The 19965-nt window shown below is 64.2% G+C and carries 15 protein-coding genes and 1 pseudogene; 6 read left to right on the top strand and 10 right to left on the bottom strand.

Going from position 1 to position 19965, the window contains the following annotated elements:
• Nucleotides 1-23: 23 nt before the first annotated feature.
• Complete coding sequence (locus tag HRU71_05950; GenBank protein QOJ03055.1) at nt 24-1709, bottom strand: hypothetical protein; 1686 nt, start codon at nt 1707-1709, stop codon at nt 24-26.
• A 55-nt stretch (nt 1710-1764) separates the two neighbouring features.
• Between HRU71_05950 and HRU71_05945 the strand changes: the two genes are divergently transcribed.
• On the top strand, nt 1765-2109 hold the full coding sequence (locus HRU71_05945) for a hypothetical protein (protein QOJ03054.1): 345 nt from the start codon (nt 1765-1767) through the stop codon (nt 2107-2109).
• Between the two features lie 4 nt (nt 2110-2113).
• Here the strand turns inward: HRU71_05945 and HRU71_05940 are convergent, their stop codons facing one another.
• Together HRU71_05940 and HRU71_05935 are read right to left on the bottom strand one after the other, a co-directional pair.
• Nucleotides 2114-3040, bottom strand: a complete 927-nt coding sequence (locus HRU71_05940; protein QOJ03053.1) for an NAD(P)-dependent oxidoreductase — start codon at nt 3038-3040, stop codon at nt 2114-2116.
• A gap of 4 nt (nt 3041-3044) precedes the next feature.
• The gene (locus HRU71_05935; protein ID QOJ03052.1) at nt 3045-4574 is read right to left on the bottom strand and encodes a transglutaminase family protein; all 1530 of its coding nucleotides are present in this window, start codon (nt 4572-4574) and stop codon (nt 3045-3047) included.
• Nucleotides 4575-4826: 252 nt separating this feature from the next.
• Between HRU71_05935 and HRU71_05930 the strand changes: the two genes are divergently transcribed.
• On the top strand, nt 4827-5345 hold the full coding sequence (locus tag HRU71_05930) for a hypothetical protein (GenBank protein QOJ03051.1): 519 nt from the start codon (nt 4827-4829) through the stop codon (nt 5343-5345).
• A gap of 91 nt (nt 5346-5436) precedes the next feature.
• Here the strand turns inward: HRU71_05930 and HRU71_05925 are convergent, their stop codons facing one another.
• The 7 genes and pseudogenes from HRU71_05925 to HRU71_05895 form a co-directional block, all read right to left on the bottom strand.
• Nucleotides 5437-8709: a proprotein convertase P-domain-containing protein gene (locus tag HRU71_05925; protein QOJ03050.1), complete on the bottom strand. Its 3273-nt coding sequence runs from the start codon at nt 8707-8709 to the stop codon at nt 5437-5439.
• A 237-nt stretch (nt 8710-8946) separates the two neighbouring features.
• Nucleotides 8947-10425: an ATP-binding cassette domain-containing protein gene (locus HRU71_05920; GenBank protein QOJ03049.1), complete on the bottom strand. Its 1479-nt coding sequence runs from the start codon at nt 10423-10425 to the stop codon at nt 8947-8949.
• Nucleotides 10426-10687: 262 nt separating this feature from the next.
• Nucleotides 10688-11773 carry a DUF262 domain-containing protein gene (locus HRU71_05915; protein ID QOJ04931.1) on the bottom strand — a complete coding sequence of 362 codons (1086 nt, stop codon included), beginning with the start codon at nt 11771-11773 and terminating at the stop codon, nt 10688-10690.
• Nucleotides 11774-11839: 66 nt separating this feature from the next.
• Nucleotides 11840-12973 (bottom strand): restriction endonuclease, SacI family, encoded by a 1134-nt coding sequence (locus HRU71_05910; GenBank protein ID QOJ04930.1) that lies wholly within the window; start codon nt 12971-12973, stop codon nt 11840-11842.
• Nucleotides 12948-13877, bottom strand: a complete 930-nt coding sequence (locus tag HRU71_05905; protein QOJ03048.1) for a DNA adenine methylase — start codon at nt 13875-13877, stop codon at nt 12948-12950. The genes HRU71_05910 and HRU71_05905 overlap by 26 nt, the downstream gene beginning before the upstream one ends.
• Before the next feature lie 20 nt (nt 13878-13897).
• Nucleotides 13898-14449: pseudogene (locus HRU71_05900) on the bottom strand (hypothetical protein).
• Between the two features lie 1004 nt (nt 14450-15453).
• Entirely contained in the window at nt 15454-16119 is a 666-nt protein-coding gene (locus HRU71_05895) for a LexA family transcriptional regulator (GenBank protein QOJ03047.1), read from the bottom strand.
• A 222-nt stretch (nt 16120-16341) separates the two neighbouring features.
• On the opposite strand from HRU71_05895, the gene HRU71_05890 reads away from it, so the two are divergent.
• The 4 genes from HRU71_05890 (at nt 16342) to HRU71_05875 (ending at nt 19965) form a co-directional block, all read left to right on the top strand.
• Nucleotides 16342-17961: a hypothetical protein gene (locus tag HRU71_05890; protein ID QOJ03046.1), complete on the top strand. Its 1620-nt coding sequence runs from the start codon at nt 16342-16344 to the stop codon at nt 17959-17961.
• Nucleotides 17962-17973: 12 nt separating this feature from the next.
• Nucleotides 17974-19086, top strand: coding sequence for a hypothetical protein (locus tag HRU71_05885; protein ID QOJ03045.1), 1113 nt, complete (start codon nt 17974-17976; stop codon nt 19084-19086).
• A gap of 96 nt (nt 19087-19182) precedes the next feature.
• Nucleotides 19183-19620, top strand: coding sequence for a redoxin domain-containing protein (locus tag HRU71_05880; protein QOJ03044.1), 438 nt, complete (start codon nt 19183-19185; stop codon nt 19618-19620).
• A 9-nt stretch (nt 19621-19629) separates the two neighbouring features.
• Nucleotides 19630-19965 carry a redoxin domain-containing protein gene (locus tag HRU71_05875; GenBank protein ID QOJ03043.1) on the top strand — a complete coding sequence of 112 codons (336 nt, stop codon included), beginning with the start codon at nt 19630-19632 and terminating at the stop codon, nt 19963-19965.

Here is a 19965-nt window from a genome sequence, read left to right as displayed (position 1 = left end):
CATGCTCGCGGCAGGTGGAAATCTTAAGGCCGGGGTTGAGCGGGGGCAACGGACGTAGCGGGCGTGGGCTGCGGCCACACGCTTATTTTCTGGAAAATCAGCAGATACGGCGCCTTTGCACCGGGGCGTGGTGCGGACTGGTGGATCAGCCGCCACGACGGGTGATCGACGAAATCAGACAGGGGCAGTCGATGATCCTCGCTGGCGGCGAACTGATTTTCCCACGCGAACAGGGCGCCGATCGGCGCGGCGGCCAGGGCTTCGCGCACCGAGGGGCGATCCGGCGGGAGGTTTCGCCGGGTGACGTAGTCGATCCAGACGTTTGCCGAAATAATCTCGCGCTCGCCGTGGCCCGCCTCGCGCAGCCATGCGAGCGTGTCTCGGACGATCGGCGCTTCGGGCGGCGGTCGAATCGGCCCGGCGAGTTTCCACGCGGTGAGCGCGATCAGGGCGATGACGAGGAGTGCCGGAGCGCGGACCGCGAAGCCCGCGCGTGGGCCGCCCCCGGAAACGCGCGGTTCCGCATGGTGGGCCTTTCGATCGACGATCACCGCGGTCGCGCAAGCAGCGAGAAACAAACCGGTCGCCCAGCGCATCGCCGTCCGCGCCTGGTCGACCTGGGGATACTCGGCGAGGATGTCGTGCAGGCGTTCGTGGATTTCGAATTGTCGTTCGAGCGAGGCATCCAAGATGATCATGCCAGCGACGAGGGCGACCGCGCACCGGCGGCGTTCGGCCGCGTCGGCGTCGAACAGGCGATTCCATCCGGCCAGGGCGGCGATGGCGACGAGCGGCGCGATCGGCACGAGAAACCGCGCGTAACCGCCGGAGGCGTACAAGCCCAGCGCCCGAATCGCGGTGTGCGCGAGGAAGTAGGTTAACGCGACGCCGAGCGTTAATCGCGCCGCCCGGTTTCGCCAGAGCGGTGCAAGCCCGGCGATGGCCAGGACCATGACACCGGGGCCGAACGCTTCCAGCGATCGACAGAGAAAAGTCAGCCAGCCGCCGCGCCCGTATTGCGTGGACGCGCGCGGCGCGAAGAGCAATTCAATTGCCGGTTGAACGCCGGCCGCGATGGCGGCGAGGTTGACGGCCGCCGGCGCCCAGAGGAGCGGCCACGATCGGCGCAGCGGCACGCCCGCGCGCCAGGCGCACCAGGCCCACGGGAGGGCGAGGATCACGGCCTCGTGCCGCGTGATGAATGCCAGCGACATGACAGCGGCGGACCCGCCCCAGCGCGCGCGCAGCGCCAGGTAGACCGACGCCGTGACGTACAGCGCCATCGGCGATTCGGTCAGCGTCGTCTGGGCGAGATTGAAAAAGAGCGGCTGCGCATAGCACAGCGGAATGACGGCCCAGGCGTATCGAATACCCAGTCTGCCGGCGATGCCGTACGCCAGCCACGCGGCCGCAGCATGCACGATCGCCGAGAGTACTTTGCAGGCGGGCCAGCCCAGCGCCGCAGGCAGGAAGTACGGAATCGTGAAACCCGGTCGCCCCCAGTCGTTGAGCAGATAAGTCGGCCAGGTCCAGGCCCATCGCGCGAAGAGGTAGTGCGTGAGATCGTCGAAGTGAACAAGGCCGTCGGGATGGACGCGCCCGCAGACGACCGTGAGGCAAAATCCCAACGTGAGCAGGATGGCGGCGAGCCGTCGATCGCGCGGGGCGGGGGATGCGGTGACAACGTCGTGTGATTCGGCGACGATCATGTGCGGCATCATCGCGGTTTGACGGATGGAGTAAAGTCGGTCGGAGTCGGTTGAGATGGGTCACCCGTCGGCGGGATTCGAGCGATACGAACGGATCGGCGAGACGATCGCGTTCGAGTTGGCCCAGGATGCGGCGATCGAGCCGTTTGACGCGCGGCGGGCGCGGGCGCGGTGCCTGCCGCTGATGGATCACGTCGCGGCGGCGGCGCTCTACGAGGGGCGAGACATCGACGACATCGAATGCGAGCGATGGGTGGAGATCGGCGATTCGTTGCAGGGGCCGTGGCGGTTGGCGTTGATCGAAGTTGCGGTGCGCGAGACGGAGTCGATGCCGGCGAGGCAACTGTTTCTACGTACGGTGCGCGTTCGCGGGACGATTCAACTGGTGGATCGGTTGTAATGAATCACGCGGACGAATCGATCCGTGCATGATTCACCAATTGGTTTACCGTTTCACGCAGCCGGGCATCGCCGCCGAAAGACATGCCCAGCTTCATGAGCTTGTCGACAGCGATTTGATTCTTCGGCAACGGGGCGCAGCCGGTGATTGTCGAGCGGCTGCCGCTCGATTGCGCCGCCAGCTTCGCCACCGTGTAGTCCGCCACGTACTGGTCATAGCAATTGAAAGCCTGGCCGCGAATCGACTCCTCGGGCGCGACCAGCAGAATCTCCACGGCTTTCGCGACGTCGGCCGCGTGGACTTCCTTGCCGCCGCGCTCGCAGTGGACGGACTCGCCTCGCACGACCCGCTGCACCAGATCGTACCATTTGCTTCGCTGCGGAGGATGTGCGACGCCGTAAATCCCCGTCGGCCGCACGGCACAGATCGGCCAGCCTTCGCCCAGTCCGAAACTATGCACGAATTTTTCAATCGCGGCTTTGTGCGCGCCGTAATGCGAAGTCGCCCAGAGCGGGTGCGCCTCGTCGAGCGGTCGATCGGCGAGGATGACTTCGTGCACGGCGCAGGTCGAGATGAAGACAAATCGCGGCACACCCGCCGCCCGCGCTGCGCGCATCAGCATGAGCGAGCCAAGCAGGTTGAGGCGAATGAACTCCTCGAATCCCGCGTCGGCCGCCGCGCGAAAGCCCGTGCCCGCGGCCCGTGCCAGCGCGCCATGGACGACGGCATCGGCACCGCGGCAGTAATCGACGAATCCGTCGGGTTCGCCCAGTCCGCCGGCGACCCATTCGATCGCGCCGACCGCGTTGCCCAGTCCGCTTGCGTCCGACTCCGCACGTCGCCAGCAGCGAAGCGCGTGGCCCGATGCGGCCAGGCGTTGAACGATGTAACGGCCGAGAAAGCCCGTCGCGCCGGTGAGGGCGATGCGCATCACGCTATTCCTCGATCTTGACGACTTCGATCTTCAGCCGGCCCATCAGCGGCAGCAGTGACATCACCGACTGCCCCAGGGCCTCGTCGTTCAGCGGCATCAGCGACAGAGCGATGTGCGTCGGGTCGCAATCGGTCTGACGCATCGCCGCATCGATGTCCACCCATTGTCCGCCGATGAAGACTTGCGTCCACATGTGATAGCCGAACGCGCTCTCGGCTCCGTTGGGCATTTCGCTCCACGGAATCTGCACGATTCCGCTCACCCCGCGCGACGGCAGGCCCGCCGCCCGCGCCAGCGCCGCCAGCAGCACGGCGTGTTCGCTGCAATCACCCGCCCGCGTTTTCGCCACTTCGCTCGCCGTGGCGAATCCGACGTCGAGGCCCTTGTTCTTCACATAGGTTGTCACATATTCGCGCAGCGCGTCGGCTTGCTCCGCCGGGGTCTTCGCATCCTTCACCGCGCGTTTCGCCAATCGCTTGATCCGCGCGTCGCCCGTGTTCACCATCGCCGAAGCCTGGAGAAACTCGCTCATCTCCTTTTCGGCGGAGGCCCTGCCATCCTCGCTTGCGGCGATCTCGCGAAGCTTTTTCCAATCCAGCCGGCGGATCGTCAGCGTCGCTTCATGGTCGTTCACCCGCTTGAACGACTGCATCCCCGTGTCCGGCATGTCGGGCAGCGGATCGCCGTCTTTGGGCACCGTCAGCTTCAGCACCACCGACTTGGCTTTCGCGGGGATCTTCTTGTCGGACGACACAAACGTGCTGAAGAACATCTCCGGTCCTTTCACGCCGTCCGTCTTCAGGGCCTCTTCCTTCGTTGATTGAACGATTCGCACCTCCATGAACCCGAGGTTCATGTTGGAAACGATCGGTTTGGCCTCTTCGTCCACCCACATCGTTGTTTGCACCGGCACCTGCATCTGGAGCGTGCTGGTCACGCGGTACAACTCGCGCTTCGTCCCCCGCACGTCAACTTTTTCCTTGTCCTCGACGTTGAACGTCACCTCCACCGGCCCGTCCGCGCGGACCGACGGCTCATACGTCTTCACCGTGAACTTCATCCCCGGCTTGATTCCCCGCGCGCGCTGCTCGAGCAGCAGGCCCCACGCGAACTTGCACTCCGGGTCGAAGTCGTACGTATTCGTATGCGACGCGCCCATCTGATCGGTCACGAGCGTGATCTTGACGTCGGCCACCGTCCCCTTCTGCTTCACCGGCATCTGGCCCATCAGCATTTCGCTCTCGAAGCCGAGCGGCTTGCCATCCATCGTTTCCCGGTAGCGCTGGTCCATGGTGATCTTGATCTTCGCCGGGCCGCGCACGATCTCCACCGTCATGGCCGTCCGCGTGTGCATCTCATCGCCGACCTGCTGCTGTGTCGAGTGCATGTGGCCGCATCGCTGGCCCTGCATTTCGACGGTGTACCATTCGTCCTCCGATCGCGGCGGCGTGCTGGACTGCGGCTTCGAACAGGTCAGCAGCGCCGTGGGCGCCAGACACAACCATGCCGCGAACAGGCGTTGAATGCTCATGCGGATCGAACCATCCCTTTCCGCCGTGCCGGGCACGGCCTGCTTACACAAACCGATTGGAGAGTATAACGAGCCGCGACGGCAGGCTTCTCGCGTACGTCGGCGAGACTTGACGCCGCGCCGAGGCCCGCTAAAGTGGCCCGCGTCATGCGTCTTCCACGCGATTGCATCGCTGCGGCTCCTTCAAGCAATTCCCAGCCAGTTCGTTTCTTCACGAAACGTGTTTGCGCCCTGGCGGTTTGCGCGGCCGGATTGATTGCCGCGATCGGGCAGGCAGGTTGTTCGCGACCGGTCCCGCCCGAGGCAGCGACGGCAAGCGAGATCAACGAAGCCGAACGCGAGTACCTGTGGGATGCGACCTTGAGCGTGCTGCGGAAGATGGAGTTCCAGCCTGATCGGCAGGATCGCGCGCAGGGCGTCATCACGACGTTGCCCATGACCAGCAAGCAGTGGCATGAGCCGTGGCGTCAGGACGTGAAGGGCGGCTACGAGCTGGCGCAGGCGTCGTTGCATACGATTCGGCGGCAGGTCACGGTGCGATTTGTTCGCGAGGGGACGTGGCGCGTGGACGTGCAGGTCGACGTTTATCGGCTGAACGCGCCCGAGTCGCAGATCACCACGGCGTCGTCCGCGATTCAGGCCTTCAGCGGCGTGCTGCCGACGACCGAGGGCACCTACCTCGGCGGGGAGCAGGCCCCGCGCGACTGGACGTTCCTCTATCGCGACGGCGCGATGGAAGATCGCATTCTCCGTCGCATCCTAAGCGAGTAACCCGGATCGGTTTTGATTCCGTTCAACAAAAAGCCCCGGGCACCGGCCCGGGGCTTTTGCGTTGCGTGAACGCGGAATCCGATGGCCTGTGTTACGGGGCCAGCAGAATATCGACGAACGGCTGAACGTCATCGAGCGTAACGCCGCCGCCGCCCGATGCGTCGCTGGCGCACAGGGCGTGCTGCGTCGCGCCGCCGGGGTTGAGCACGGTCGCCGTGAACCCGGCGAGGTCTTCGCCGTTCACGTCGCCGTCATCGTTGACATCGCCGACGGTCACGCCCGCGCAGGTGTCCGGAACGATCGCCCAGATTTCGATGTCGTCGATGTTCCAGCCCTGGTACGTGACCGAGCTATCGGTCGGACCGATGCCCCATCGAATATAGACAGTCGGCTGATTGTCAGCGCCGATCAGGTTGTAGGACTGCTGGGTCCAGGCCTGCTCGCTGAACGACCCGCCGGCGTGCGTCCAGACCGGCGTCCACGTCGTGCCGTTGGTCGACATCTCGATGTAGGCCTTGTCGAACGTCGCCGATTCGATGCCCAGCCACCGGCGGAACTTCAGCTTCACGTTCGACAGCCCGGTGCAATCAATGGCGGTCGTCGTGAGCCAGCGCGTCGGCGACAGGTTGTTCGTGTAACAGCCGATCAGGTTGTAGCCGTACACGTTCGAGCCGGTGAACCCGCTCGTCGGGTTGAGTCGACCGGTGCCGCAGGTGCCGCCGCTGTTGTCCGGCACACCCCAGGCCCAGCCGTTGCCGTTGGGTCCGCTGCCGCCGGGACCGGCGTCGGCCGACCAGCCCGGATCGGTATCGAGCGGCCAGCTGTAGACCAGTTGAGGCGGGGCGCAGTTGCCGCCGCTCGCGGCGATCTTCAACTGCCAGCCGTCCAGCGTTCCGACGTCCTGTCCGGCGTTGTCCGACACGCGCAACGTCCAGTTGCCCTGCACATTTTCACCGATGAAATCGGCCAGCGTGCCGGGACCATCGGGGTTGGTCACGCCGTCGTCATAGAGACGATGGATATCGTCGGCGCTGCCGCCCGTGCGATTGTGCAGCCGCACGATCGTGCCGGCCGGCGAGATGACTTCGACGATCAGATCGCCGATGTACGTGTGGGTGATGTCCACCTGCACGTTGACGTCACCGATGCAGTAGGCGTCGGTGACGTTGACCACGCTGGTGATGGTCGCGTTGTCGTTGATGTTCTGCGGCACGTCGGTGGCTGTGTAAGTGTAGCGTCCCACGTCGAGCTGCACCGCGCGCGTCGTGTTGCCGTTGTTGCTGCCCGACAGGTTGGTGAAGCTGACCTGGCCGTTGTACAGGCCCGCCGCGAGGCTGTTCGCCGCCGCGGAGTAGCCGATTGTGACGGCCGCGTTGTCACCGGTGCCGTTCAGGTTGAGGTTGACCGGACCGGTGCCGCCGTTGATCGAGATCCACGGCTGGTTGGCGGCGATCTGGATCGTCACGGGCGTCGGCTGCGTGCTGGTCAGAGTATAGACTTGTGTGGCAGTGAACGGGCCGCCGACCGGTCCGCCCGCGGAGAGGCCGTTGGCCGGCGTGGTGTTGAAACCGGTCTGGCCGACCTCCAGGGTGTGGATGCGGTCCATCGTGAGGTTGTTGGTTGTGTCCTGGAAGCGCACGGTCGTCGTGTAGATGCCAGCCGGCAGAGACGCCGCCGACGCATCCAGCGAGACCGCGACGCCAGCAGACGGGCCGCCCGCGGGCACGGTTCCATTGAGCGGGCCGGGACCCCCGTTGAGCAACAGCGGCGCGGTACCGCCGCCGACGATGCTCACCGAGTAATTCGCGGCGTTGGCCGTCTGGTTGTTGATCGAGTAGTTCGTCGGGTTGTTGGTGAACGGCCCGCCGACGATGCCGATGTGCGTCGTGCCGGTGGTCGGCGAAACGCTCAAGCCGCCGCTAAGCAGCGTGTCGGTGTTGAGCGCGCCGGTGTTGGTCGCGTCGAGCCAGTCGGAAAGGCGCGTGGCCGCGGTGCCGTTGCCGGTCCACGAACGCCAGATTCGACCGTAGCAGTCGGAGAGGTTGTCGCCGGTCTGGCCGCAGGCCGAAGCGCCGCCATGCAACTGGCCGATGACGCGTTTGAACTCGTCGAACAGGGGCGAACCGGACGAGCCGGGCTCGGTGACGGCGAGCGACCAGTAGACCTTGATGTGCGTGCCGTCGCCGGGGCCGGGGAAAGGTGAACATCCCCAGCTGGAACCATGCGTCGGCCGATCGGGCCGCACGGCGATGTCATAAAGCGTAATTCGCTTTTCGTCTGTATTGGGATGGTGGATGCACGAACCGCTGGGCGGGAAGCGATCCTGCCGATCCCATCCGGCGAAACCGACGTTCCAGGCCGGGTTCGGGTTGGCGGTGAGCTGCACCAGCGTAAAATCCGAGACCGACGCCGCGGCCCGGAAGGTCGAGCCGCTTTGGTTCATCGTGAGGACGCCGTCGCCCGGCTGGCCGCTGGCGGGGCTGCCCGGCGGCCGGCAGAAGGAGTTTTGGTAATTCCAGAAGACGACCAGCGAGGCGGCGTTGCCGGAGTTGATCCCGCAGTGGTTGGCCGTCATGAAGTACGGCACGAGGTTGTTTGACGTGTTGTTGACCATGAAACCGGTGCAGAAGCGGCTGCCGCCGGTGGAAATGACTCCGACGGCCTGAATCTGATCGCGCCAGGGATCGCCCTCCGGGCACATCACGTCCACGTTGCAGGCGCCCGAGCGCGGCGCGCCCAGGTCCTGTAGCTCCGGCGGGATCATGAACGGCCGATAGCCGACGTTGACAGACGTCAATTCCAGCTCGAGCAGCGTCGCGAGCGAGGCTGGCACGGTGACTTCGAGCATGAGATCGCCGCCGGCGACCGGGGGCGTCCACAGCTCACCGTGGTCGGCGTTGTCTTCGTGCGTGTAGGGGCGCAGCACGTGACGCATGTCGAACGAATACAGCATCAATCGCCCGCCCTCGGGCATCACGAAGCGCGAGAAGCCGAGATTGATCGAGACGGCATCCTCAACCGTGATGCGCAGCCGCCAGAGCAGCGTGTCGGCATCCAGTTGTTCCCACAGGCCGTCGGTTCGGGGAGAGAGCTGGACCGGCCGGGGGATGGCGTAGCGCGGTGCGCCGCCTTCCTCGGCGAGTTTGTCGTCTTCGGCAAGGATGGCGTTCAGATCGAGCGCGGGCTGCCGAACCTGTTGCACGATGTCGGCCGGGAGCGTGCTGCGTTCCTCGACGGTGGGCCGGTACGTGCCGGGCAGAGGCCAGGGGGCGATTCGATTCTGCGCCGATGCGATCGCGGCGAAGGCCGGAAGGATCAGCACGGCGGCGCACCAGCGCGCGCGGACTCGGCGATAGCGGGTCATGGTCGGGTTCCTTAATAGAGACAAATTAATCAACGCGACGCCTTTCAACAGCGTTTCGCGATGGGCCGGTCGCGCGGCGGGGGAAGGGTGAGACCGTGCGGCTTACCCACTTCACGGAAAAATATTGTACCAAGTCCGGCCCGGCTTCTGCAATTCGGAAGGCGTCCATCGCTCCGGTTTTTTCTCCGCGAACCGGTCAACGATGACGGTTCCACGAGCAGGCCGGCCGGGGGACACTCAACCGCGCGGATCGAGTTTTCGGCTTGTCGCGGTGGCGCGCGGTCGCGGTGGCGAATGGTTTGCCAGGCGAGGCTGCGCATCGGGACGCAGATCCGCGCGAGGGTACTCACCTTCGCGGTCCCAGAGGTAATAAACCGGCGGCTCGCCCAGCACCTGGCGAAACGTCTGCCCCAGCTCGTCGGGGCTTCGGCCTCGCAGGCGGAAGCCCTTGGCGCTGTGGGTGACCTGCGACCAGCCGAGAAGGGTCTCGACGACGAGCCTTCGCACGCGGGGATATTTTGCTATCTGGCTTGAGAAGCCGTCGCTGAAGGGGTCCAGCTTCAGTTGGCGCATGCGTTCGAGGATCGCCAGCCGCCCGCGCGGCAGGGCGCATTGGCCGATCCGGTGCATTCCGGCACGCTCGAACACCGGGTTGACGGTGCCCATCGCGGCGAGGCACTCAATGAATCGCACGCCGACCAGCGGCAGCGTGCGCCGCACGAACACGTGCCCCAGTCCGCAGCCGCGCACGTCGGGGTGCATGACCAGCCGGCGCAGGACGCGCAGCTCACGGTTGAGCCGGCGGAGGTTTCGGACGAATCGCCCGCCGGTGGCGCGGTTGCGCAGGGCCAGCTCCATCGATCCGTGGGCAAAGACGAGGATGCCGAGAGGCTCACCGCCGGGCTGTTCCCGCAGGAGGAAAACCTTGTCGACGAAGCCCAGACCGTCGCGATGGCGATAGTGCATGGCGGAAAAGAGACTGTAGTCGCAAACCGAGCCGGGTTCGACGACCAGCCGCCGATGCAGGGAGAATCGCCGCGACCGGGGAACAAAGGCATCGACGCGCGGCGCCGGCCCGCCGAGCCGCACGAGCTGATCGGGCTGCAAGTCGTCGAGAAAGTCATCCTGTGACGACGCGACAAAGAGCGTCAGGCCGGCGCGGCCGACCAGCTTGCGCAGGTTGTGGGCCATCGCCCGGGCGAGGCGGCGATGCAGGACCGCGGTGAACTCGTCGCAGAAGATCGGCGCGGGCACCGGGAAGCCGACGGCGCGGCCGATGGCGCGGGCCAGCGCCGCGCGAAAGCGCTCGCCGTCGGAGAGGTCTTCCGGCGAGCGCACCCACAGGCGCGGCTCGCCCAGGCCGCAGGCCGTGAGGATGCGCATCACCGTCGCGAGCGGACGCCGCGGGGCGACGAGATCGATGATGGAACTACGCTTGTCGAGTTTCTCGCGGCCGACCCAGACGGCCTGCCCGACCTGATCGGCGATGGCCTGGAGGATGCTGCTCTTGCCCGAGCCGCTCGGTCCGATCAGCGCCGTGATCGTGCCCGGCCGCGCCGCGAGCCGCAGGTTGTCGGCGACGACGTGCGAGCCTTCGTGCGGCGGAATGCCGAAATCCCAGCAGATGGCCCGCTTCCGCGGCGATAGCGGCGTGACGGCCGGCTCGCGGATGACGCGCAGGTGCAGTTCGGCGGCGGAATCGGTTTTTTCGTGCATGTGTGGCCCTCCCAGGTTCCCTAACATAAACCGAACCGAGCGTAGCGAAGCCATTGCGCGGAGTCAATAATTTGCAATAATCGGGTGACAGGAAGTGTCATCGCGATTGCAATCTCATGCCCGGTGGGGAATTAGGAACGGCGTGTCCCGGCGGTTTGGGCAATGGGGGCGGGGAAGAGGGGGATTATTTGAAAGTCGGCTTCGCGCGGAGGACGCGGCAGATTGTGTAGGGTGGGTCGGCCGCATCGACCCGCCGAGCGCACTATCGATTGCCCTTGGCCCGATTGTGGGTCGTGCAGAGCATTTGGCAGTTATTGGCTGACGAGTCGCCGCCCTTGCTCCACGCGGCCACGTGGTCGGCGTCCATTTCGTCGAAATCGTAGATGCGCGCCTTGTTCGCGTTGTCGCCGACCGCGCACAGCGGGCAGTTGGATTTGTTCTTGCCCTTCACCGCCTGCGTCTGCTTGGCGTACGCGACCTTCTTCGTCTTCTCGTCGAACACCCGCACGGCCAGCAGCTTCTTGTCGGTTAAGCCGCCCAGCACATACTCGAAGATGCCCTTGCGGTTGGTGACGTACTCATCCGCCATCAGCTTTTCCACGGCCTCTTTCATCTTCGCCTGGTTGTAGCTTTTGTCGTGGTATTCCTCGTACAGCCGCCCCCATTCCAGCCCCTTCATCTCCGGGTAAACGTCCTCGAACACCGTCGAAACCCAGTCGATCACGGCATCGAAGTAGTTTTTTAGCTCGGTGATGTTCTCATCACCACGGTGAGCGCTCATGTAAGAGCCGATGTCCCCCTTGCTCACCCAATCCAATGCCGTCGCCAGAAAATCCTGCCGGTTCGCGCTGCCCTTGATGTAGGCGCTCCACTTCTGGATGTTCGTGTTCAGGCTGTTGCTGAACTCTTCCTTGGCCCTGGTGACGAACGGGCCGGAGTAGACGGCGTTGAGCAGTTCCTGATCGTTTAGCGGCACGCCGGCGATATTCACCGTCTGGAACCACTGCTTGATCTCCGTCTCCGTCCCCTCGCACTCGAAGATCAGTAGTTTCGATTCGTTGATCTTCTTCTGCTGGTCCCTGGGCAGGCTGGTGAATATCCGCGGGTTGCCGTTCTCCATGAACGCGAACCTGTCGGTGACGAACCGCCCGATGCTGGTGATGCGCTGCTGCCCGTCGAGCACCTCGAACTTGTCCTTCGCGACCTTGTTGAAGTAGATCAGCCCGAGCGGATACCCCTTGAGCAGCGATTGAATGACCGCCTGCTCGCGCTTCCCGCCGCCCTCGGCATAGATGTAGTTCCGCTGATACTCCGGCTGAATCGTGAGCTTCCCGCCCAGCCCGAACAGCCCCTTGCCTTCAAGCTGGTTGTAAACAAACCCGTCCCTGTGCGCGCTTGCTGCTTCTCTTCTGCTTCAACCCTCGGCCTGCGCAGCTTTGCGCAGCGCGAGAAACGCTTCTTTCAGCGCTTGATTTACGCCGCTCTCGGGTTGGGCGAGGACGAGTTCCTGATACGCGTCAAGGAAGTCGGTGCGGAGCCGATGAAACAAATGCAGAAAGTGGCGCAGAAATCCGATGCAGTCGAGAATCGCAATCTCGACCCCTCCAAGTTCCTTGTACTGTTTGGCGGCGTATTCTCTCACCTCCGCGTCGATGCGGTCGGTGGTGACGAAGATGTAGTTTTGTATGTCCGCTCCGTCGGCGATCTTCTGGATCGCGATATTGATATCGCCAATGGTGACCGCTTTATCCTTCATTTCGTACGCGGTCACGACGTTGTCGTCATCGGCAAGGGTGATCTCGACGTCGCCAAGTGCCCCGGTTTGTTTGTCGGCGGCATTGTGTGCGTTTAGGCTTAGCACGCGTTCGCCAAGCTTAGCCGACGCCGCGGTATAGGCCGCGGCAACAACCAGCACGGGCAACCGCGCGGCGTACTTCAGTGCGAGATGCTGTTCAATGAGCTTGACTGTGTCCTCCGACGACAGGGGTAGCTCGCCCGCCTGCTCTTGCAAATCCTTTTTCAGCTTCTGGAGCTTCAGGGCGCGCGCCTCACGCTGGACGATGAGTAGACGGATTGTCTCTCTCATCACCACGTCAGCCTTGATCTTCCCCGATTGAATGGCATCGAGAATCTCAAGGATAAACTCGTAAAGCTCCGGGGGTCTCCCGCGCAGCTTCTGGGTCAAGTCGAGCACAATGTTCTTCGTTCGGAAGCCGGGAGTCAGGAAGGCAGTCGTAGAACTGCATGGGAGCTTGTGCCGCGTGATAAACTCGAAGACGTATTGCTCATCGTAGTTGCGACCTGGATAAGCGTCTGCCTTCTGATCGTCAGGATACGCTTGAATGAACGGCTTACGGATATCTACGTTGGGTTGCGTGACCTTCGCGAGAGTGGCAGCTAATAGGAACCGTGCGCCCGCGCGATTGCTCGGGCACATCGCGGCGAACTTGATGCGCTCCGCAATCTCTTTGTTGGTTACGAAGGGCTTGAGCAACTGTGCCTCAGCATCCTTGTATGCCCTTTCAAGCGTCGCCGAACAAGTGTCCATTCCCATTCTCTTTTCCGGTAGCTAGCTTCGGATCGTAATTCGTCCAAAGGCCCTCGATACGCTTGCCCTTGGTGGCGTGATTGGTGCGCTCCTCTGTTATGGTCTTGAACCACCGAGGCGCGGGATAGAGCTTGTCCATCAGCTCGCAAGGATAGTTCGAAATCGCCACCAACCCTTTTACCTTGTTGAGGACTTCCGCAAGCTCCTCGTGCTGACGGTTTGTCATTTCGTGGCCGTATGCTTTCGAGTCGCCGCGCGTCTCGTGGATATAGGGTGGATCGCAGTAAAACAAGGTGCCAGGAGAGTCGTAGAGTTCGATCGCTTGGATTGCCGGTCGGTTCTCAATCTGCACGCGCAGTAACCGCTCAGCGATTATCCCCAAGTCTTCTACTCCACCAAGCCAACGGCTTATAACACCGCTCATCCCCGCGCGGCTTGTGTCCTTGCAGTTTGCCCAGCGTCCGATCGTCGCAGTCTGAGCCAATCCAATCCGCACTTGCCGGGCGCGAACGTAGAATCTCCTCGCGCGTTCAAAAGCGTCTAACTCTGGGTCTAGCTTACAGGCCTTAGCAAACTCTTCGCGAGAGAACGGGGTGAGACCGATCGCTCGGACGAGCTTATCTCCTTCATCACGTAGCACGCGAAAGAAATTGACGACTTCGCCGTCAAGATCGTTGTAGGTCTCGACCGGTGACGGACGACGGTTCAATAGTACCGCGCCTGATCCCGCGTATGGTTCGCAGTAGTGGTGGCACTTTGGGAGCAGGGGGAGCAGCCAGTCAAGGTGCGAATACTTCCCGCCATACCATCCGAAAGGGATGACCTTTGGGCGCTGTAAGGTCGTGACAGCAGGCGGCCTCGCCTTACGTGTTCGTGTCGAGGATTCGTTCTCTGCAAGACTCATCGAGTCGATTATACGCGATTGAGGAACTCGACGCACTCGGGGCTGCGGAAGTCGCCGCCGGGGTATTGGTCGTTGCCCTTGAGGGCGATGCGGTTGGCCTTGTTCTTCTTGCGGAAGAGTTTGACGTCTTCGATGTCGGCCGCGCCGTCGTTGTTTTCATCCTTCACGTGGTCGACGATGACGGCGATGGCCTTGGGCTTCTTGCGGTGGCCGTCGCCCCCAATCTCACCGCCGTTGTATTCGTCAAAGAGCGTCATCTGCCCGGCGACGGGCGAGCCGTCGTAGCTGGTGCAGATGAGTTTCTTCAGCCCGAGCTTGTTGAAGTTGGCGGCGAAGTACTTGAAGAAGTTGCTCTCGAAGGGGTCGTCGCAGTTGCAGTAGACGATTTTGCCGCGGAAGGTGTTGGGATCGAACTCGAGGTAGGCTTCGACTTCCTTCTGGATGTCGACGTACTGGGTGTAGAACTCGTCCTGCTTGGCGGCCTTGGCGGCGCTGAGGGAGCGGTTGAGCGGCTTACTCTGCACAACTCGAGCTTGCGTCGGCATTGCTTTCTTCGGTGTCACGCGGGCCATGCTGGTTCGGCGGCTCGCGGCATCTGCTTTTTTTCAGCGCGTCTTCGTGCCATGGCGGCGGAGTTTAAGCAAGGCCCGGCGGGGATGGCAAACCACCAAACGGCTGGCACCTGCTGGTCGGCTGTGCCACGCATTGAGCCGGCGGGTTGAGACGGCCGACCCACCCTACCTCTATCGTGGTGGGCGGTGCCCATCCTACGGGACTCCCCCCTCACCCGGCCTCTCCTCCAAGGGGGAGAGGTGTTGCAGTCGCGCGGCGAGTGTTGGTGGGCGGTGGCCAGGTTACGCGCTGATTCAAAACACCCTCTCCTTTTCAGGGAGAGGGTTGGGGTGAGGGTAGATGATCTTCACTTCCGAGTTCTCCCCCTCACCCGGCCTCTCCCCCAAGGGGGAGAGGTGTTGCAGTCGCGCGGCGAGTGTTGGTGGGCGGTGGCCAGGTTACGCGCTGATTCAAAACACCCTCTCCTTTTCAGGGAGAGGGTTGGGGTGAGGGTAGATGATCTTCACTTCCGAGTTCTCCCCTCACCGGCCTCTCCCCAGGGAGAGGTGCTGATCGCGCGGCGAGTGTTGGTGGGCGGTGGCGGTTACGGCTGATTCAAAACACCCTCCTTTTCAGGGAGAGGTTGTGAGTGGTAGATGATCTTCACTCCGAGTTCTCCCCTCACCCGGCCTCTCCCCCAAGGGGGAGAGGTGTTGCAGTCGCGCGGCGAGTGTTGGTGGGCGGTGGCCAGGTTACGCGCTGATTCAAAACACCCTCTCCTTTTCAGGGAGAGGGTTGGGGTGAGGGTAGATGATCTTCACTTCCGAGTTCTCCCCCTCACCCGGCCTCTCCCCCAAGGGGGAGAGGTGTTGCAGTCGCGCGGCGTGTGTTGGTGGGCGGTGGCAAGCCTACGGGGCTTTGCGACGCTGCGCGCCCCGGTGGGCAACCGAATGGTGCCCGCTCGCTTGCGCTCGGGGCTAGGATCGGCCGGTTCGATGTGGGTTTCAACAGAGCAGGATCGCTTCTACAACTCCCGGCTGACGAGGCACACCGCCACGCCCTGGATGGCGAACTCGCGCGAGTCGTCGATCAGCATGGGCGGCGTCGCCGGATTGTCACCCCGGAGGATCACGACGCGCTGGCGAGTCTGTAGCTCGACGCTGACGCGCTTCAGCGTGGAGCGGCCGTCGACGAGGCAGGCGCAGATGCGTCCCTGCACGAACTCGGGATCGACGCCGGGGCGGTAGTCGACGAGGATGATGTCGCCGCGTTTGAGGGTCGGCTCCATGGAGTCGAATTCGCAGCGGAGGCAGTAACGGTCGGGCCGCCAGAGGTGTCGCAGGACGGGGAAGATTTCGAGCTGCTCCTGCGTGTCGGTCGGGGCGCCATTGGGAATGGTGCCGAAGAGCGGCAGGCCGCGGGTGTCGAGTTGCTGCGGTGCGTCGTGGCCGTCGCCGTCGCCGAGGAGGACGGATTCGGGCACGCCGAGCGCGACGGCGATGGCGCGGAGGGTGTCGGGTCGCGGGTTGCGGTCGCCGCGTTCAATGGAGGAGAGATAGCCCTGGTTGACGTTGGCGCGCTGGGCAAGGCCGCACTGGGAGATTCCCTGTTGCAGTCGTTGGCTGCGGATGCGCGCACCGACGCTGTTACGATGTGAGTTCGAGTCCGTGCGTGTGCGAGTGCCAGCCATGATTCCGCTCAACTGTATTGATGGGGCCCCCGATACGATGCCCGCCGCATCCACCTCCATACAATCGCCTCGTTGCTCATTGTCAAGCGCCGAGCAGAGCGATAGTCTGCCCAAATGCCGCGAGAGCATTCAAAACCGGGTTCGACGGTGACAGAGATTGTCACCCCCCCCTTGGGCCGACCGTTTGCGGCGTTCCTCTTTGTTGGGCTGGCGGGGGCTCTCATGTTGCGGGCCGATGGTTCGCCGTGGCCGGTGGCGTGGCTGGCGCCGCTGCTGCAATTGCCGTCGTGCGTGGTTTGGGTCCGCGCGGCATTCGGACGGCATCGAGCGATCGCGAGTGGACTGGATCGTGCGTTGTTCGCGATGGTCAGCGTGCTGGGAGCGGTCCTGGCGTTGCGCGCTCGGCGCGTGGAGTTCATGCTGCTGGGGCCGACGCTGTTTTTGGCAGGGTCGGCGGTGTTGGCGTGGCTGTCGCGGGTGCTGGCGGGCATCGAGGGCGACGTGAGCGATGCGCGGCGCGTGCTGGCGCGCGTGCTGCCCGGTTGGTGCGTGCTGATTGTCGCGGCGACGCTGGTGCTGGCGCTGCCGATCGCCACGCGCAGCGGAGTGCCGGATTACCGTCACAATTTCTGGTCGCACGTGTTAAGCAGCGCGGTGACGTCGGTGTCGGCCGGATGTTTGTCGGGTCAGACGATCTACAGCCTGGGCGAGGATTTTTCGCGCGTGGGGCAGACGGTCGTCTTCGGGGTGACGGTGCTGTCTGGGCTGGCGTGGCTGGCGGTGGGGACGTCGCTCGTGCAGCCGTTGATTGGCCGGGCGTTGCGTGTGGCGACGGTGTTGAAGGCTGCGGCGGCGGTGTTGCTGGCTGGCGCGGCGCTGCTGTACCCGGTGTGGTCGTCGACGGATGCGCCGACGGCCGACGTGCGCGCGGGCTGGAGCGTGTTGCACGCGGCGAGCGCGCTGTTCAACGCGGGCTGGACGTTGAAGGCGTCGGGTCTGGCGGCGGAGCTTCGCAACCCGCTGGCGTTCGCTGGTGTCACGATTCTGGCAGTGCTGGGGTCGCTGGGCTTGCCCGTGGTGATGGCGCTGCTGCGGCCGTCGCCGGGCGCGGGCGGCGGTGGGGAGGGGATCGACTCGCCGCGCGGCGGGGCGTGGGCGATGTGGGAGACGGGTGTGTTTGGCGGCGCGCTGGCCGTCGTGGCGCTCACGCTGTTCTTCTGCGAGACGCCGCGATTCCTGCCGGCGCGCCTGACGCCGACGCGGCCGGTCGAGTTTGGCGGCGCGCTGCCGTCGCTGCACGATCAGATGTCGCACGGCGAGCGGTGGTCGTTCTGCGTGTATGCGGCGGCGACGCGGTCGGCGGGTTTGCAGAGCTTCACGGTTTCGCAGGGAGGCATTTCCTGGCCGGGGTATGCCACGATCATGGCAGGAGCGATGCTCGGCGGGTCCGTCGGCGGCGTGACCGGCGGATTTCGACTCACGGTGTTGCCGCTGATGGCGATGCTCTGGCTGTCGGGATCGGCGGCCGGGTGGGATCGCTCGGCGCGCCGGCGCGTTTTCGGGCGACTCGCGCTGATTCCGATCGGATCAATGGGGTTTACCGCGCTGGCGATCCTCGCGCTGCGCGGGTGTTGCGATGGAACGCTCTATGAAATCGCGTTTGACGCGGTTGCGGCGGCGAATAACGTCGGGATGTCAACCGGACTGACGACGCATCTTCCGTGGGCCGGGCGACTGCTGCTGATCGCATTCATGGTATTGGGCCGCTTGCTTCCGATATGGCTGTGGGCGCGTGCGATGTCGCAATGGTCGAAGCTGGAAGCGCGCGGGGCGGCGCGGTAGCGTAGGTCCGACATGGCGACCCCACGACCGTTCAAACCGATCCGCGCGCTGGCACGCGGGATGCTGCTGTTCACGGCGATGACTTGCGCTTCGTGCGGCATGCCGGCCCCGGGCGCCATGTCCGCGCCCGCACAATCGGATTTGCCGCGCTTGCGTCTGGAGCGCGAGGGGGCGAACAGCGCGAAGCTGGTGGGTCTTTCGCCGCTGGTCGGCTTCGCGCGGGGCAAAGACTGCTCGCTGATGCACTGCCTCGAAGTGGCGCTGGAGGGGCTGGGCCGTTCGATACCGTACGACGATCTGATGGGCATGAGCGGGCACGCGTTTCGGCTGCAAGTGCGCGCGGACGGCTGGGACGCCGGGGCGGCCGATCCGGCGGTTGGTGACGGATGTCTTGATACGCTGTTCTCGGCGATCGGCTGGAGTTACGATTTTCGTGCCGTGTTGCGTGAGGATCTGACGGCGAGCGACGCGCTGCTTCAGGCCGTTCGCGACAGCATCGACCGGCGCGTTCCGGTGCTGGCGGCGAACATCATGCCGCCGGAGGACTGGGGGCTGATCGTGGGGTATCGCCCGGATCGCACGTGGCTCTGCCGGGCGTACAACGACGGAGCGGAGTCCGTCGATCGCGTGGCGAAGGGCTGGCCGACGGGGGTGATTCTGCTGACCGGCGCGCGGGCGCGACCGGCGAGTTTGCAGGTGCATGTGGACGGCGTGCGTCGCGGGATCGAGTTGTTCGAGCGGGTGCGGCCGGCGGGAGCGTACGTGACGGGTCGCAAGGCGTTCGAGACGTGGATGGGGCAGCTTCGCGCGCCGCGCGATGCGTCGTACGTGCATGCGAACTTCTGGCTGTATGTGAATCTGATTGACGCGCGGGCGGCGGCGGTGCGGTACCTGCGCGACCAGGCGCGGTCGTTCTCCAGCAAGGAGATGCACTGGTTGATGGCGGCCGACTGGTACGATCAGGAAGTGCGCTTGTTGATTCAGAATCTGCGGTATGTGCCGTCGGCGAAGGAGTCGGGCGACTCGGTGCCGCCGTACCAGATGCGCCAGCAGCAGATCGGCGTGCTGGGGCAGGCGCTGAAGCTGGAGGAGAAGGCGGTGGATTCGCTGAAACGGGCGATATAATCTCCAGCGCGTCCGGCGAGGCGTCTCGTGTCGAATCGGATTCGGTCATCAGGGCCGGCTTGCGTCGTGCCGGTGAAATCGTAAGGAGTCTAATTCATGTCAAGGTCAACCGCGCCGGATCCCCGGGCGCCGTCGCGTGCAGCGTCCGCCAAGCGCGCCGCGCTGATCGGCCTGCCGGTCACACTGGTCGGCATGGTTTCGTACATGCCGCTGATGGATGTGCCGTGGATTCGCTCGACGGCGCTGCCGAACATCGTGGTCGCGTTGATCGGGATGGCGATTTCGGTGTGGGCGATGGCGCGCTGCCGTTCGTGGTGGACGGTGCCGACCGGCGCGGCCAGCGTGCTGCTGGGCGGTTTCTTCATGTATTTCATGTTTGTGATGTCAGTCCAGCCGGAAGCGCCGAACGCACCGGCCGTGGGCGAGCGGATCGCCGATTTCACGCTGCCCAATCAGGAAGGTCGGCCGGTGTCGCTGGCATCGCTTCATGCGAACGGTCCGGCGTTGCTGGTTTTTTATCGCGGGCACTGGTGACCGGTGTGCATGTCCGAGCTTCGAGGTCTCGAAGCTGTAAGCAAGAAGCTGGAATCGGTCGGCGGCAAGCTGGTCGCCATTTCGTCGGACCCGGTCAAAGAGGCCAAGGGCGTCACGACGCGGCAGAAGTTGAGTTACGATCTTCTTAGCGATGAAAAGGTGGAGGTGATCCGCAGGCTGGGGTTGTTCTTTCACGAATCGACCATGGACAAGGACACGACGATCCCGGCGCACTATTTGATCGATCGCAACGGGCGGGTTGCGTGGCGCTGGATCGCGCGGAAGACGCACGATCGGCCCGATCCGAAGGATGTGATCGCGATCATTGAGGGGTTACCGAAATAA

The sequence above is a fragment of the Planctomycetia bacterium genome, from assembly GCA_015200345.1.
GTDB lineage: Bacteria > Planctomycetota > Phycisphaerae > UBA1845 > UTPLA1 > PLA3.
This window is presented reverse-complemented; position numbering and strand designations above follow the sequence as displayed.